At 63.5% G+C, this 14,292-nt stretch carries 12 protein-coding genes and 1 other RNA gene; 10 read left to right on the top strand and 3 right to left on the bottom strand.

Translation table 11 applies throughout. From position 1 onward, the window contains the following. Positions 1–69 precede the first annotated feature (69 nt). A complete protein-coding gene (locus D2V07_RS14090; protein ID WP_119587581.1) occupies positions 70–1,386 on the top strand; it encodes a sensor histidine kinase in 1,317 nt (438 codons plus the stop codon). Positions 1,387–1,401: 15 nt separating this feature from the next. Here the strand turns inward: D2V07_RS14090 and D2V07_RS14085 are convergent, their stop codons facing one another. From D2V07_RS14085 to D2V07_RS14075, 3 genes are all read right to left on the bottom strand, one after another. After that, positions 1,402–1,776 (bottom strand): response regulator, encoded by a 375-nt coding sequence (locus D2V07_RS14085; protein ID WP_119587580.1) that lies wholly within the window; start codon positions 1,774–1,776, stop codon positions 1,402–1,404. 17 nt (positions 1,777–1,793) lie between these two features. Next, positions 1,794–2,894: a PAS domain-containing protein gene (locus tag D2V07_RS14080; RefSeq protein WP_267899761.1), complete on the bottom strand. Its 1,101-nt coding sequence runs from the start codon at positions 2,892–2,894 to the stop codon at positions 1,794–1,796. Between the two features lie 63 nt (positions 2,895–2,957). Further along, on the bottom strand, positions 2,958–3,290 hold the full coding sequence (locus tag D2V07_RS14075) for a chorismate mutase (protein ID WP_233548416.1): 333 nt from the start codon (positions 3,288–3,290) through the stop codon (positions 2,958–2,960). Positions 3,291–3,354: 64 nt separating this feature from the next. Between D2V07_RS14075 and D2V07_RS14070 the strand changes: the two genes are divergently transcribed. From D2V07_RS14070 to lon, 9 genes are all read left to right on the top strand, one after another. After that, complete coding sequence (locus D2V07_RS14070) at positions 3,355–4,377, top strand: polyprenyl synthetase family protein (protein WP_119587578.1); 1,023 nt, start codon at positions 3,355–3,357, stop codon at positions 4,375–4,377. An 11-nt stretch (positions 4,378–4,388) separates the two neighbouring features. Then, positions 4,389–6,815: an ATP-dependent helicase HrpB gene (gene hrpB, locus D2V07_RS14065; protein ID WP_119587577.1), complete on the top strand. Its 2,427-nt coding sequence runs from the start codon at positions 4,389–4,391 to the stop codon at positions 6,813–6,815. Between the two features lie 147 nt (positions 6,816–6,962). Next, positions 6,963–7,241 carry an ETC complex I subunit gene (locus D2V07_RS14060; protein ID WP_119587576.1) on the top strand — a complete coding sequence of 93 codons (279 nt, stop codon included), beginning with the start codon at positions 6,963–6,965 and terminating at the stop codon, positions 7,239–7,241. A gap of 82 nt (positions 7,242–7,323) precedes the next feature. Next, positions 7,324–7,418: signal recognition particle sRNA small type (ffs, locus tag D2V07_RS14055), an RNA gene on the top strand. A 51-nt stretch (positions 7,419–7,469) separates the two neighbouring features. Beyond that, positions 7,470–9,320, top strand: a complete 1,851-nt coding sequence (locus tag D2V07_RS14050) for a DNA polymerase III subunit gamma/tau (protein WP_119587575.1) — start codon at positions 7,470–7,472, stop codon at positions 9,318–9,320. Positions 9,321–9,350: 30 nt separating this feature from the next. Then, a complete protein-coding gene (locus D2V07_RS14045) occupies positions 9,351–9,692 on the top strand; it encodes a YbaB/EbfC family nucleoid-associated protein (protein ID WP_119587574.1) in 342 nt (113 codons plus the stop codon). Positions 9,693–9,697: 5 nt separating this feature from the next. After that, positions 9,698–10,606: a hypothetical protein gene (locus D2V07_RS14040; RefSeq protein ID WP_147366989.1), complete on the top strand. Its 909-nt coding sequence runs from the start codon at positions 9,698–9,700 to the stop codon at positions 10,604–10,606. 76 nt (positions 10,607–10,682) lie between these two features. Beyond that, positions 10,683–11,594 carry an energy transducer TonB gene (locus D2V07_RS14035; RefSeq protein WP_158586845.1) on the top strand — a complete coding sequence of 304 codons (912 nt, stop codon included), beginning with the start codon at positions 10,683–10,685 and terminating at the stop codon, positions 11,592–11,594. 211 nt (positions 11,595–11,805) lie between these two features. Further along, entirely contained in the window at positions 11,806–14,196 is a 2,391-nt protein-coding gene (lon, locus tag D2V07_RS14030) for an endopeptidase La (RefSeq protein WP_119587611.1), read from the top strand. Positions 14,197–14,292 lie beyond the last annotated feature (96 nt).

The raw sequence follows: 14,292 nt of genomic DNA, 5'->3' as shown, positions 1-14,292 counted from the left end.
ACGCACAAGAAGGAGGGCGACACCGCCTCTCCTCTTGCGCCGCGTCATACGGGTAGCCTTGCACGGCGCATGATGCTGATCGCGGCGGGGTGGATCTTCGCCCTGCTGCTTGTCGGCGGCCTCGCGCTGGACCGGGCGCTTACCAATCTGATCGAACGCCAGTTTGACGAGCAGCTGGAAATCTCGCTCAACGCCATGGTCCTTTCGGCAGAGCTGGACCCTTTTGGCGAAGTGCGCTTCAACCGCATCCTTGGCGAACAACGCTTCCTGGAGCCCAACAGCGGCTTCTACTGGCAGATCAACGGGGAAGGGGTGCCGCCCTATCCCTCCCGCTCCCTGTGGGACGACCTGCTGGAAATCCGCGACGATGCGCAGGCTTACGAGCCGATCTTCTACAACTCCAGCCAGTTCGAGAACGAGGAACTGCGCATCGCCCAGCGCACCGTAGCCCTGCCGGGCAGCGAGGTTGAGTGGCAATTCGTCGTGGCGGGCAGCCGTGAGGAACTGGACGCGCAGATCGCGGATATTCGCTCGATCGTTGCATGGTCCTTCGCCGTCCTCGGGATAGGCCTGTTCCTGATGGCGATGGCACAGACATGGTACGGCCTTGGCCCGCTGCGCCGCGTGCGCAAGGCGATTGCGCATATCCGTTCTTCAGGCAGCAACCGCGTGACTGATCCGCTACCTTCCGAAGTGCAGCCCATGGTCGACGAGTTGAACGCGCTGCTCGAACATTCCGAACTGCAGGCAGAGGAAGCGCGCAGGCATGCTGGTAACCTTGCGCACGCCCTGAAGACACCGCTCACGGTGGTCACCAATGCGGCCAGCGCCGATGCTCCCGATCTTGGCGAAACCGTGCTGCGCGAGGCAGCGACGATGCGGCGGCAGGTCGACCATCACCTTGCCCGCGCGCGCGCTGTCGGCCGGCGGGCAGTCGGCCTCAGCCGCGCAAACGTGATGGACAGTGCCGTCGCGGTGGAGCGCGCGGTGGGCCGTCTCTATCCCGATGTGCGCTTCGATATCGACGGGAACAGCGGTGCCCATGTCGCGGTGGAGAAGCAGGATCTGGAAGAGCTGCTGGGCAACCTGATAGAGAACGCCGCGAAATATGGCGGGGGAAGTGTGTTCGTCACTGTCGATGCCGCACCCGACGCGCAGCAATGCGCGGTGATGGTGGAGGACGACGGCATGGGTATCCCTGAAGCCAAACGTGTCGAAATCTTCGGCCGGGGTGCGCGACTGGATACCGAGAAGCCAGGCACCGGACTTGGCCTGGCCATCGTTCGCGACGTTGCCGAGATTTACGGGGGCAGCGTGCAGCTTGGCGAAAGCGAGGACCTTGGCGGCTTGCTGATAACCTTGCGGCTGCCGCGCGCCAGCGAATAGCGCCCTGCGCGTAGCCTAGCTGTCCGCTGTCGCCTTTTCGCGCAGGATGCCCAGCGCGGTTTCGATCACCACGTCGCTGTCTGCAGGCTTGGGGAGGTGTTTCGCGCCCAGGTTGCGAACAGTCTCGTCCGCCCGGTTCAGGTCGCCCGAATGGAGCAGGTAGGGAATGCCCCGCCGGTCCAGTTCCTTCGCAACGGGTACGCAGTTTTCCTGGCCCTTCAGCGTCACATCCAGCACCGCAACGTCGATCCTGTTGTCGTTCAGGTGCCGCATGGCCGCATCTACGCCCGAGGCGCAGAACGCGCGGCAGCCCTGGTCTTCCGCGGCAAACTCCAGATCCATCAGGATGAGAGGTTCGTCCTCCAGCAGAAGGATGGAGTGTTCCGGCATTGGTCGTTTTTTCCTCGTTATCTAGCAGGAAATTCGATGGTCACTTCGAGACCGCCGGGCTTCCATTCGCGGGTAATATTGCCTTCGGCATGACGTATCAGCCGGTCGATAATGGCATTTCCCGAACCGCTGTCGCCCGAAGGACTGGAGGCATCGGGACCGCCGCTTTCGCGCCAAGTCACGACAAGATCGCCGTTGTTTTCGCCCGCTGCGCGCCAGCTGACTTCCACCCGGCCTTCATCTGTCGACCACGCGCCGTGTTTTTCGGCATTGGCGGCCAGTTCGTGCAAGGTCACACCCACGCCGGACACGACCGCAAAGGGCACCTTAAGCCCATTGCCCTGCATCTTCAGCCTGCCGGTGCCCAGGTCATAGGGCTCCAGGATGGCGCGGATCGCTTCGCCGATGGCAATGTCGCCCGACGAAGCCTCGTCCAGGGTTGTCTCGTAAGCGCGGCCCAGCGCCTGGACACGGCGATTGATCTCCCGCGCCTCCGCCTCGACACCGCGCATCCTGCCGGTGATGTTCACGATGCCGGAGATCACGGCGAACATGTTCTTCATGCGGTGAGAGAGTTCGCGCGCCATTTCCTTGGCGTAAAGCTCCTCAGCGCGCGCGGCGCGCACGTCGGAAACGTCCCACTGGCTGCCGAAAAAGTAAATGAGTTCGCCCGCGTTGTTGTAGATCGGGCCGATGTGCAGCGCGTTCCAGAACTTCTCGCCGTTCTTGCGATAGTTCAGGATTTCGACGACGGTGACATCCTCGTCCTCCAGCGCGGTGCGGATCTTGGCGACCTCGCGCGGGTCGGTATCGGGACCTTGCAGGAAGCGGCAATTGCGCCCGACGATCTCTTCCTGCGAATAGCCCGTCAGTTCGCGGAATGCCCTGTTCGCGAAGACGATCGGCATATCCTCGGCATGCGGATCGGACAGGCAGATCGCCATGCGCGTTTGCGCCATAGCCTGTTCGAAAAGCACGCCCGATGCGCCCGCAAATTCATTTTCCGGGTGCGCCTTGCGAAACTCTTCCGGACTCATGTCGAAGTCCGGACGGTTGTCATAAGCCTGGCCCGTCGGTGACGAGGGTCTCCCGGCCTTAGGTTTAACTGGCTTGTCCATTGGACACCCCAACGCTCAGATCGGTTTTCCGGTTCCAGCGCGCAGTAACAAATGTTTACGCGCTCAATCGCCCTGTGCGATGCGGTGGTGACGGATGACCTCGTCGATCACGAAGCGGATGAACTTTTCGCTGAACTCAGGGTCGAGGTCCGCCTCTGCCGCCAGCTTCCGCAGGCGTTCGATCTGGCGCGCTTCGCGGCTCGGATCGGCAGGGGGAAGCTGTGTCTTGGCCTTGTACTCGCCCACAGCCTGGGTGATGCGAAAGCGTTCGGCCAGCATGTGGATGAGGGCTGCATCGATGTTGTCGATGCTCTTGCGGTAAACGGCAAGGACGGGATCGGTCTTGGGGTCTTGCATGGCAGGCGTCGGATCTGGTTGCGGCGGCGAATTGGACATGGCTTCCCCTTGCGGGAGAAATGCGCGCTTGCCAACCGCCCAGTGCATCCCCATTGAGAGCCGCATGAACGACAACGTCGTCCCCATCAAGCGCGGCCCGGATGCGTCCCCTCCCACGCTGACACCGATCCTGTCGCTTACGGCGACGCCCATGAACGCGGTCAACGCCATCATCCTCGACCGGATGCAGAGCGAAATTCCCCTGATTCCCGCGCTCGCCGGGCACCTGATCGCAGGTGGCGGCAAGCGGATGCGCCCGATGCTGACGCTGGCGGGCGCAGAAGTCCTTGGTTACCAGGGCACGCGCCATCACAAGCTGGCCGCCGCGGTGGAATTCATCCACACCGCCACGCTGCTGCACGATGATGTCGTGGACGGCAGCGAGATGCGCCGTGGCAAGTCCGCCGCCAACATCGTCTATGGCAATCCGGCGACAGTTCTCGTCGGCGATTTCCTGTTCAGCCGCGCTTTCGAACTGATGGTGGAAGACGGCAGCCTGAGGGTGCTGAAGATCCTTTCCGGTGCCAGCGCCATCATCGCGCAGGGCGAAGTCGACCAGCTGACGGCGCAGCGCAAGATCGAGACGAGCGAGGACCGCTATCTCGACATCATCGGCGCAAAGACCGCAGCCCTTTTTGCCGCCGCCAGCCGCATTTCCGCCATCGTCGCCGAACGCGGCGAGGAAGAGGAGATGGCGCTCGATTCCTACGGCCGGAACCTCGGCATCGCGTTCCAGCTGGTAGACGATGCGATCGATTACGATTCCGACGCTGCCGAAATGGGTAAGGATCGGGGCGATGATTTCCGCGAGGGCAAGATGACCCTGCCCGTCATCCTGGCCTACGCCCGCGGCAATGACGAGGAACGCCGCTTCTGGCAGGATGCCATCGCGGGCTTCAGCACCGAAGATGAAGACCTGGCTCACGCGGTAACGCTGATCCGCAAGCACGATTGTGTCACAGAAACCCGTGAACGCGCCCGTCATTTTGCCCAACGGGCCTGCAATGCGCTGTCGATCTTCCCCGATTCCGCCGCCCGCCGCGCCATGGTGGAAGCCGCCCAGTTCGCCGTGGCGCGCGGCTACTGACCTGCGGGGCAGTGGCACAAAACCTTCCCATTCATGCGGTTCTGCCGGACTTGCTGTCCGCCCTGCGTGACGGCAACGGTGCGGTACTGGTCGCGCCGCCGGGCGCAGGCAAGACGACGGCTGTCGCACCGGCCCTGCTCGGTGAAGAATGGTGTACCGGCCAGATCATCCTCACATCACCGCGCCGCGTGGCCGCTCGCGCCGCCGCCGAACGCATTGCCCACCTGCTAGGTGAGAAACCCGGCGAGCGCGTGGGGTACCTGACGCGGCTCGATTCAAAGCAGTCCGCGGCCACCCGTATCCTGGTGGTGACAGAGGCCATCCTCGTGAACCGGTTGCTGGAGGATCAGGAACTGGAGGGCGTCTCCGCGATCCTGTTCGACGAGGCGCACGAGCGGCACCTCGACAGTGACCTCGGCCTCGCGCTGGCGCTGGAAAGCCAGCAGGTGCTGCGCGAAACCTTACGCATCTGCGTCATGTCCGCCACCATCGACGGCGCCCGGTTCGCGCGGCTTATGGGCGAGGGGACAACTGTCGTGGAGAGCGAAGGCAAGGCCCATCCCCTGCGGCTGGAATGGCTGGGGGCCTCGCCGGAAAAGCGGATCGAGAATGCGATGACGTCCGCCGTGTTGCAGGCATGGCGAGAGGAGGACGGCGATATCCTGGCGTTCCTGCCGGGCGTCGGCGAAATCGAGCGGACCCGCGAACGGCTGGCAGAGCGCCTTGCCGGGGTGCCTGTCCTGCCGCTCCACGGACAAGTCCAGCCTGCCGACCAGCGCGCCGCCATCCGCCGCGATAGCGAAGGCCGCCGTCGCATCGTCCTCGCCACCAGCATAGCCGAGACGTCGTTGACGCTGGAAGGCGTGTCCGTGGTGGTCGATTCCGGCCTTGCCCGGCGGGCGGAATTCGACCGGGCGGCAGGCACGACGCACCTGGTAACCCAGCGAGCCAGTCAAGCTGCCGCCGCGCAGAGGGCGGGGCGCGCGGCGCGGCAGGGGCCGGGCGTGGCCTATCGCCTGTGGGAAGAGGGCGGCCATGCCGGCAGGCCCGAGTTCGATGCGCCCGAAATGCTGACCGCAGACCTCGCCCCGCTGGTGATGAGCCTGGCGAAATGGGGCGTTACCGATCCGGCCAGCCTGCAATGGCTCGATGCGCCGCCAGAGGCGTCTGTCGCTTCCGCGAGGGACCGGTTGTGCGCGCTTGGGGCGCTGGACGATACCGGCGCGCTCACCCAATGGGGCGATAAGATCGCGGCGCTCCCGCTCGACCCCGAAGGCGCGGCTGCCGTCCTGTTCGGGGCCGTGCACGGTCAGGCGGAGGATACCGCGCGGCTCGTCCTGCTTTCGCAGGAGCGCGGCCTTGGTGGGAGGGGCGAAGACCTGCTGAGCCGCCTGCAGCGCTGGAACGGTGATCGCGGCAAGCGCGCCGACGCCTCACGCAAGCTGGCGCGGCGCTGGGCCACTCTGGCGGAAAAACTGATTGCCGGTTCACCGCGACGTGATGGCGGAAACCCTGCGGTTTTTCTCGCCATGGGCCGACCGGGCTTCCTTGCCCGTCGCCGCGATGCCTCTGGAGAGAACTGGGTGTCTGCCGGGGGCAGGGGCTTCATGCTCGATCCCGCCTCTCCGCTGGCCCGCGCCGAATGGCTGGCCATCGCGGATGCGCAAGGCCAGGCCAAGGGCGCGAGGATCACCGCGGCGGCAGAACTGTCGGCCGCAGAGGTCGAGAAACACTTCGCGGACAGGATCGAGAAACGTACGATAGCGCGCTGGAATTCCAGCGAAAAACGCGTCGAAGTGCGGCTGGAAAAGCGACTGGGTGCCATCACCCTGGCAAGTGGGCCCGATCCGGATCCGGACCCGCGGGCGATTGTGGATATGCTTGTGGAAAAAGCGGGGGAACAATTGGGGACATTGCTCCCCCGCAGCCTTCTCGCGCGAGCCCGTTTTGCCGGGGTAGAGGCTTTGTCGGAGATCGCGCTTGGCGCGCGGGCAGAAGAGTGGCTGGCTCCGCTTCTGCAGGGGCGCCGCGACCTGAACCTGCCCGCCTCTCGCTTTGCCGAAGCGGCCCTCAACTTGCTTTCATGGGAAGAGCGGCAGGCGCTCGATACGGCCGCTCCGCGCGAATTCACCAGTCCAGCAGGCACGACGCACGCCATCGACTACGCAGGCGACGATGCGCCCAGCGTCGAGGTTCGCGTCCAGGCGGTGTTCGGTCTGGACCGCCATCCGCAGATCGGCAGCACACCCTTGCTCCTGAAGCTCACCAGTCCCGCCGGTCGCCCGATCCAGTCGACCCGTGACCTGCCCGCGTTCTGGCGGGGCAGCTGGGAGGATGTGCGCAAGGACATGAAGGGCCGCTATCCCAAGCACCGCTGGCCGGACGAGCCGTGGACCGAAAAACCCAGCCTGAAGACCAAGAACGCCTTTAACCGCTAGTTCGTTTTGCGCTTCGACCTCCGTCGAAGCGTCCTCGCTAGATGCGCAGGCAAGCTGCGCCCGCTGCGGGCGGGCAGTTGCCCTTGCGACACGCGAGGCGCGTCGATGCTTGAGCAAAGACGAAACCTGCATTAAGGCCGCTTCATTATGGAAGCTCGCATCTACAAACGCCCGAAAACCGCCATGCAGTCCGGCAAGGCGCTTACCGACCAGTGGGTTCTGGATTTCGTGCCTGCGGAAGCGAAAAAGCCCGATCCGCTGATGGGCTGGGCGGGCAGCGGCGACACGCGCCAGCAGGTGCAGCTGAAGTTTCCGACCTGCGAGGCCGCGCAAGCCTATGCCGCGAAATACGGCATCGCCGCGCGCGTGCACTCGGTTCCGCCGAAGAAGCTGAAGATCCAAGCCTACGCCGATAATTTCAGGTAGGGTTTGTTCTTGTTAGCGCGCCTCCACGCGTTCGACTAAACTCTCCTGTTGAAATCCCGAGCCGTCCCCGCCATATGGCGCGCCGGGAGTCGGGTGGACGTTCGCGTTTGCTCACCGGGTCAGGACCGGAAGGTAGCAGCCCAGGTAAATGGCAGCGGGTCGCTCGGCTCCTTTTTCCACCACATTGTTGCAATGACATTCCGGCCGGCAGCGCCTACCTTTGCTGGCATGAGTGATTCCCCGGAAAACCCGGATACCCCGCCGTGGGCGAGTGACGAGCAGGACAAGAAGGCGCAGCCTTCGGCGGCAGAGCTGGAAGCGGCAGGCCAGAACTCCATGTTCGGCGATCCCGAACCCGCGCCGCCGCCAACCGCGCCCGAACCCCCGGTCCAGACCACCCCCGCGCCCGAAGAACCTGCTGCGGCAGAGCCGAGTGCCGCCGCGCCGCTGCCCGATCCCGCGCAGCCGTACCGCGTGCTGGCACGCAAGTACCGCCCGCAGACCTTCAGCGAACTGATCGGCCAGGAACCGATGGTGCGCACGCTGGGCAACGCGATAGAGCGGGACCGGCTGGCCCATGCCTTCCTGATGACCGGCGTGCGCGGGGTGGGCAAGACATCCACCGCGCGCCTGATCGCCAAGGCGCTCAACTGCGTGGGCCCCGACGGGCAGGGCGGCCCTACCATCGATCCGTGCGGCGTGTGCGAGCCGTGCCGGGCAATTGCCGAGGGGCGCCACATCGACGTGATCGAGATGGACGCCGCCAGCCATACGGGCGTGGACGACGTGCGCGAGATCATCGAGGCGGTGCGCTATTCCGCAGTCTCAGCCCGCTACAAGATCTACATCATCGACGAAGTTCACATGCTGTCGCGCAACGCGTTCAACGCGCTGCTGAAGACGCTGGAAGAACCGCCCGCGCATGTGAAATTCCTTTTCGCCACCACCGAAGTCGACAAGCTGCCGGTCACCGTACTCAGCCGCACGCAGCGTTTCGACCTGCGCCGCATCCCGCGCGAGATGCTGCAGGATCACTTTGCCACCATCTGCCGCAAGGAAGGCGTGGAGGCCGAGGACGAGGCGCTGGCAATGATCGCCGCGGCGGCCGAGGGTTCGGTGCGCGACGGCCTGTCGATCCTCGATCAGGCGATTGCCCATGCGGACATGGATGCAGGGTCATCCGGCACGACCGTGCGCGCTTCCAAGGTGCGCGACATGCTGGGCCTTGCCGACAAGAGCGCCCAGCGCCGCCTGTTCCAGCACCTGCTGGAAGGCGATGCCAAGGCGCTGCTGGCCGCGGTCGATCAGCAATATTCGCTGGGCGTCGAACCCATCGCCCTGATGCGCGCACTGATGGAATTCACGCACCGTATCGCCGTGGCCCAGGTGGCCGATGGCGAGGCGGATGCGCCCACCGCAGACGAGAGCGAGGCTCTGGGCGAGTGGTCGCAGAAGCTTTCCGCTGGGCAGGTCCATCGGCTCTGGCAATTGCTGCTGAAAGGCCATGACGAGGTGCGCACCGCGCCCGATCCGCTGGTCGCGGCGCAGATGGCGCTGCTGCGCGTGTTGCATGCCGCCGACATGCCCGACCCGGGCAAGCTGGCGAAGGAACTGAAGAACGCGGCCCTGGCAGGCGCCGTCGGCACCGGCGCGGCTGGCGGCGGCAGCACCGGCGGTCCGCAGGCCATAAGCTGGCACGACCTAGTGCAGCAGGTGGACAACAGCGGCGTGGAGAATGCCATGTCCGCCGCCTCCATCATGTCGCGGCAGGTTCGGGTGATCGAACTGGCACCCGGCAAGCTGGTCTATTCCCAGCCCCGCGGTTTCGACGACGACATCGCGCCTGCCATGCGGCAGGTGCTGAATGCCGTGACCGGACAGCGCTGGGAAATCACGAAGGGCGAGGGCGAAGGCGCGCCCAGCCTGTTCGAGCAGGTGGAGCTTGCAGAAAAGGCCGAAAAGGAGCGGATCGAGCAGCATCCGATGATGCAGGCCGTCCGCCAGCATTTTCCCGACGCGCGCCCAGTCGAAGACGTGGAACCCCCGCGCGGCCACAGGAATTGGTCTCGCAGCGCCTAGAACAACACTTGTCCTCCCGAGGAGCAGAACATGCAGAACATGGAAGAAATGATGAAGGCCGCACAGGAAGCGGCGCAGAAGATCCAGCAGCAGATGAACGATGCGCAGGTGAAGCTGGACCAGATCGAGGTGGAAGGCAGCGCCGGGGGCGGTCTGGTTAAGGTACGCGCCAGTGCGCGCGGCCGCATCATCGGCGTCAACATCGACGACAGCCTGTTCAAGGAAGAAGAGAAGGCGATCCTCGAAGACCTCGTCACAGCCGCCTTCAACGACGCGCGCGACAAGGCCGACCGCAAGGCGGGCGAGCACATGGCGGAAATGCAGCAGGGCATGGGCCTGCCTCCGGGGTTCAATCTGCCCGGTATGGGGTGATCCCAATGGCGCTCCGAAAGAGCTTTTTCGGGATGAGGCACTCAACCTCATCTGCCTTGATGCTTTCGGTCCTGACCATCCCGCTGCCCTCCGCCGCGCAGGAGGAAGCACTTTCGCCGTCGTCGCCGTGGAATCTCGATATGGCGGATGAGAACTGCGCTCTGAGCCGCACTTTTGGCGAGGGTACGGATTGGGTATTGCTGGAATTTCGCAGTTATGCGCCCAGCGACCTTATCGTTACGACCATCGTTTCCGCGATGGACGTGAGGGAGCGAGTGGATGGTCGTCTTTCTTTTGGATCTAATTTCCGTGATTCGCGAACGACTGAGTTTGAGCATTTCGAACTGGAAGATGGATTGAATGCGGTTCGGCTGTCTTTTTATCCGAACTTTCCCCGCAGCAGCGAAGCATGGCTGGCAATTGTGGATGAAGAGCGGGACGTAGCCGAAGCGGCGGCAGACCATTTATCGGTTGAACGGATTTTCTCCGACAATATCCGACTGGCAACCGGATCGATGCACGAACCCTTCAACGCCATGCGATCATGCCTCACCGATTTGATTGATCGTTGGGGCCTTGATGTGGAGGCTCACCAAGACCTGTCTCGGGTGGCGGACTGGCCAAGGCGCGGGTCGTGGATAGGCTCAGCGATTAGAAGGATGCCGAACAACATCGAGAGGATAGCTTTCCGCAAAGCGCATCACATGGTGATGACTGTCGAGCCGGATGGTAGCGTAAGCCAATGTCGCCCTATGGTATCAGTTGAACAAGCGGACTTCGCACGAGAGTTCTGCCCTCTTGCCATTGCAGATGGAAACTTCCTGCCGGCGCAGAATAGCGACGGCGACGAAATCCAGAGCATCTACCTTTTTTCGATAAGAGCCGACAGAAGCGTCACCCAATTGACCAAATAATCCTTGCCGTTTGCCATGATCGCCGAGCTTAGAATGCGCTAGGCACTCCCAGCATATGGCAATAAAAGTCGCGCCCATGTCCTTGATTCGCATGATCCCCGTGGCCGCAATGTCGGTCGTTCTCGTCTCCCAGCCTGCCGCTGCGCAGGATGGCCGCGTGCTCGCTCCAAGCTCTCACTGGGAGCTGAACTACGACGACGACAGTTGCGTGCTGCGCAGGGGGTTCGGCTCCGAAGGGGAGGGCGTGTTTTTCGAGCTGCGGCAGTTCGCGCCGGGTCTTTCCTATCAGATGCTGCTGGTAAGCCCCGATCTCGCAGTCGGCGATGAAAGCCCGACGATCCGCTATGGTAGCGACGGAGATAGCTGGAAGCCGCGCGATGCGGTGATCGTCGAATACGATGGCGGTCTCGAGGGAGTCTTGCTGGGCGACAGCATGCTTTCCACTGCGACAAAGGCCGAATTGCGAGACCTTGATGAGGATGAGCGAACGCTACGTTATCAGGCCTTGGCCATGGACATGGCCGCTCTTTCCGACCGTGAAAGCAGCGTCGAGACAATCACGGTTGGTGAGGTCTTCGGCGAGGATGTTACCCTGCGTACCGGCAGCATGAAGCCGCCGATGGATGCAATGCGCGAATGTACCGGCGAGATGGAGCGGCGCTGGGGGTTCGATCCGGCGGTGCAGCAGACGCTTTCCCGCCATGCCACGCCGCGCAACGGCCACCGCCTCGCGCGGCGGGTGCAGCAGGTTTACCCGCGTGCGATGCGGAATACCAACCAGAGCGCCCGCTTGCGTATACGGCTCGATATCGACGAGCAGGGCTCCGTAACCGGCTGCCATTTCCAGCTTCCCGTGGAGCAGGAAGCTTTCCGCGAGGATGCCTGCAACAGCCTGATGCCGGCGCAGTTCGAACCCGCGCTCGACGCCGATGGGAACCCGGTTGCCAGTTACTGGACAACGGCCATTTCCTACCTCATGTCGTGGTAGGTAACCGGGTGAGATGGTAACATCTCCCTCGCGCTGGACCGGCTATCGAAACGCCTTTCCCGAACGGTCCGGCTTTTGGCTTCAGGACACTGTTCCAGGTGTTCCAGGTTAGCTATCCACCCCTTAGCCTCACCGCGTCATTGCAGGGACGGGCCGTCGCCCCCATATTCGGCATCAAGCCAGAAACTTGGCCAGAATTATGGACATTGAAATGACTGCATTCCCCCTTCTTCCCTTGCGCGACATCGTCGTTTTTCCCGGCATGGTGGTGCCCCTGTTCGTGGGGCGCGAAAAGTCGGTGGCGGCGCTGGAAGCGGCGATGGAGAACGGCAAGGACATTTTCCTCGTCGCCCAGCTAGACCCGTCCTGCGACGATCCCGAGGCGGAAGACCTCTACGATCTCGGCGTGGTTGCCCAGGTGTTGCAGATGCTCAAGCTGCCCGACGGCACCGTGCGCGTGCTGGTGGAAGGCCAGTACCGGGCGAAGCTGGCCGAAATGCGCCTGTCCGACGACTACGTGATGGCGCAGACGGAGCAGGTGGAAGAAACCACCGCCAGCGGCACCGAAGTCTCCGCCATGATGCGCAGCGCGCTGGGCCAGTTCACCGAATATGCCAAGTCGAACAAGAAGATGTCCGACGAGCTTGAGGAAGAGCTGGAAGCCATCGATGATGCCGGCCGGCTGGCCGATGCCATCTCCGCCAACCTTGCCGCGAAAGTCGACACCAAGCAGCAGCTGCTGGGCGAAAGCGACGCGCTGAAGCGGCTGGAAATGGTCTTCTCCGTGATGGAAGGCGAACTTTCCGTCCTGCAGGTGGAGAAGAAGATCCGTGGCCGCGTGAAGCGGCAGATGGAGAAGACCCAGCGCGAATATTACCTCAACGAGCAGTTGAAGGCGATCCAGAGCGAACTGGGCGGCGAGGGCGAGGACGGCGACGAATTGGCCGCACTTGCCAAGCAGATCGAGGAAACCAAGCTTTCCAAGGAAGCCCGCGCCAAGGCCGAGGGTGAGCTGAAGAAGCTGCGCTCCATGCAGCCGATGAGCGCCGAGGCGACGGTCGTGCGCAATTACCTCGAGGTGCTGCTCGGCCTGCCGTGGGGCAAGAAGAGCAAGCTGAAGAAGGATATCGGCAAGGCGCAGAAAGTGCTGGATGCCGATCACTACGCGCTGGAAAAGGTGAAGGATCGCATCGTCGAATACCTCGCCGTGCAGGCGCGTACCAACAAGCTGAAGGGGCCGATCCTGTGCCTCGTCGGTCCTCCGGGCGTGGGCAAGACCTCGCTTGGCAAGTCCATCGCCAAGGCGACCGGGCGCGAGTTCATCCGCCAGTCGCTGGGCGGCGTGCGTGACGAGGCCGAAATCCGCGGCCATCGCCGCACCTACATCGGTTCGCTTCCGGGCAAGATCGTATCGAACCTGAAAAAGGCCGGCACCAGCAACCCGCTGTTCCTGCTCGACGAGATCGACAAGCTGGGACAGGATTTCCGCGGCGATCCGGCCTCAGCGCTGCTGGAAGTGCTTGATCCCGAGCAGAACAACAAGTTCCAGGATCACTACCTGGAGCTGGATATCGACTTGTCGGACATCATGTTCGTCACCACCGCGAACAGCCTCAACCTGCCGCAGCCGCTGCTGGACCGGATGGAGATCATCCGGCTGGAAGGCTACACGGAAGACGAGAAGGTCGAGATCGCCCAGCGCCACCTGATCGCCAAGCAGGTTAGCGACCACGGCCTGAAAGACGGCGAATTCGAGCTGACAGAAGACGGCCTGCGCGACTTGATCCGCTATTACACCCGCGAGGCTGGCGTGCGTACGTTGGAGCGCGAGATTGCCAAGCTGTGCCGCAAGTCCTTGCGCAAGATCCTCGAGAAAGAGGTGGAGAGCGTGACGATCACGCCCGAGAACCTCGGCGACTTCATGGGCGTGCGCAAGTTCAAGCACGGCATGTCCGAGGAAGAGGCGCAGGTGGGTGCCGTTACCGGCCTTGCCTGGACTTCTGTCGGCGGCGAACTGCTGACGATCGAAAGCGTCACCACGCCCGGCAAGGGCGAGGCCAAGACGACCGGCAAGCTGGGCGATGTGATGAACGAATCCGTCGCCGCCGCCTTCAGCTTCGTGAAGGCACGCGCACCGGCCTATGGCATCAAGCCGAGCATCTTCCAGCGCAAGAACATCCACATCCACCTGCCCGAAGGGGCGGTGCCCAAGGATGGGCCGAGTGCGGGCATCGGCATGGTGACCTCCATCGTTTCCACGCTGACCGGGATCACGGTACGTCCGGACGTGGCGATGACCGGCGAGGTCACGCTGCGTGGCCGCGTGCTCCCGATTGGCGGGCTGAAGGAAAAGCTGCTTGCGGCGCTGCGCGGCGGCATCAAGACCGTGCTGATCCCGGAAGAGAACGAGAAGGACCTCGCCGAGATACCCGACAACGTGAAGGAAGGGCTGGAAATCATCCCCGTCAGCCACGTCGACCAGGTGCTGGAACATGCGCTTACCGCTATCCCTGCGCCAATCGAGTGGACCGAGGCGGATGACCTTGCCAGCCAGCCCCACGGTGTGCCGGGCGGAGACCTGACGGCGACCACTGCCCATTGAGTCGCGGTGTCCCGGTAATCACGCGGGCAGGGGAGGTGGCCTCCATCTTCCTGCCCGCGGCCGGGCTGGTTGAGCAATTTTCATGGCCTTTCGTGA

It is taken from the genome of Aurantiacibacter zhengii (genome assembly GCF_003584125.1).
Taxonomy (GTDB): domain Bacteria; phylum Pseudomonadota; class Alphaproteobacteria; order Sphingomonadales; family Sphingomonadaceae; genus Alteraurantiacibacter; species Alteraurantiacibacter zhengii.
Note: the sequence above shows the minus strand (reverse complement) of the source record. Positions and strands in the feature narration are given on the sequence as shown.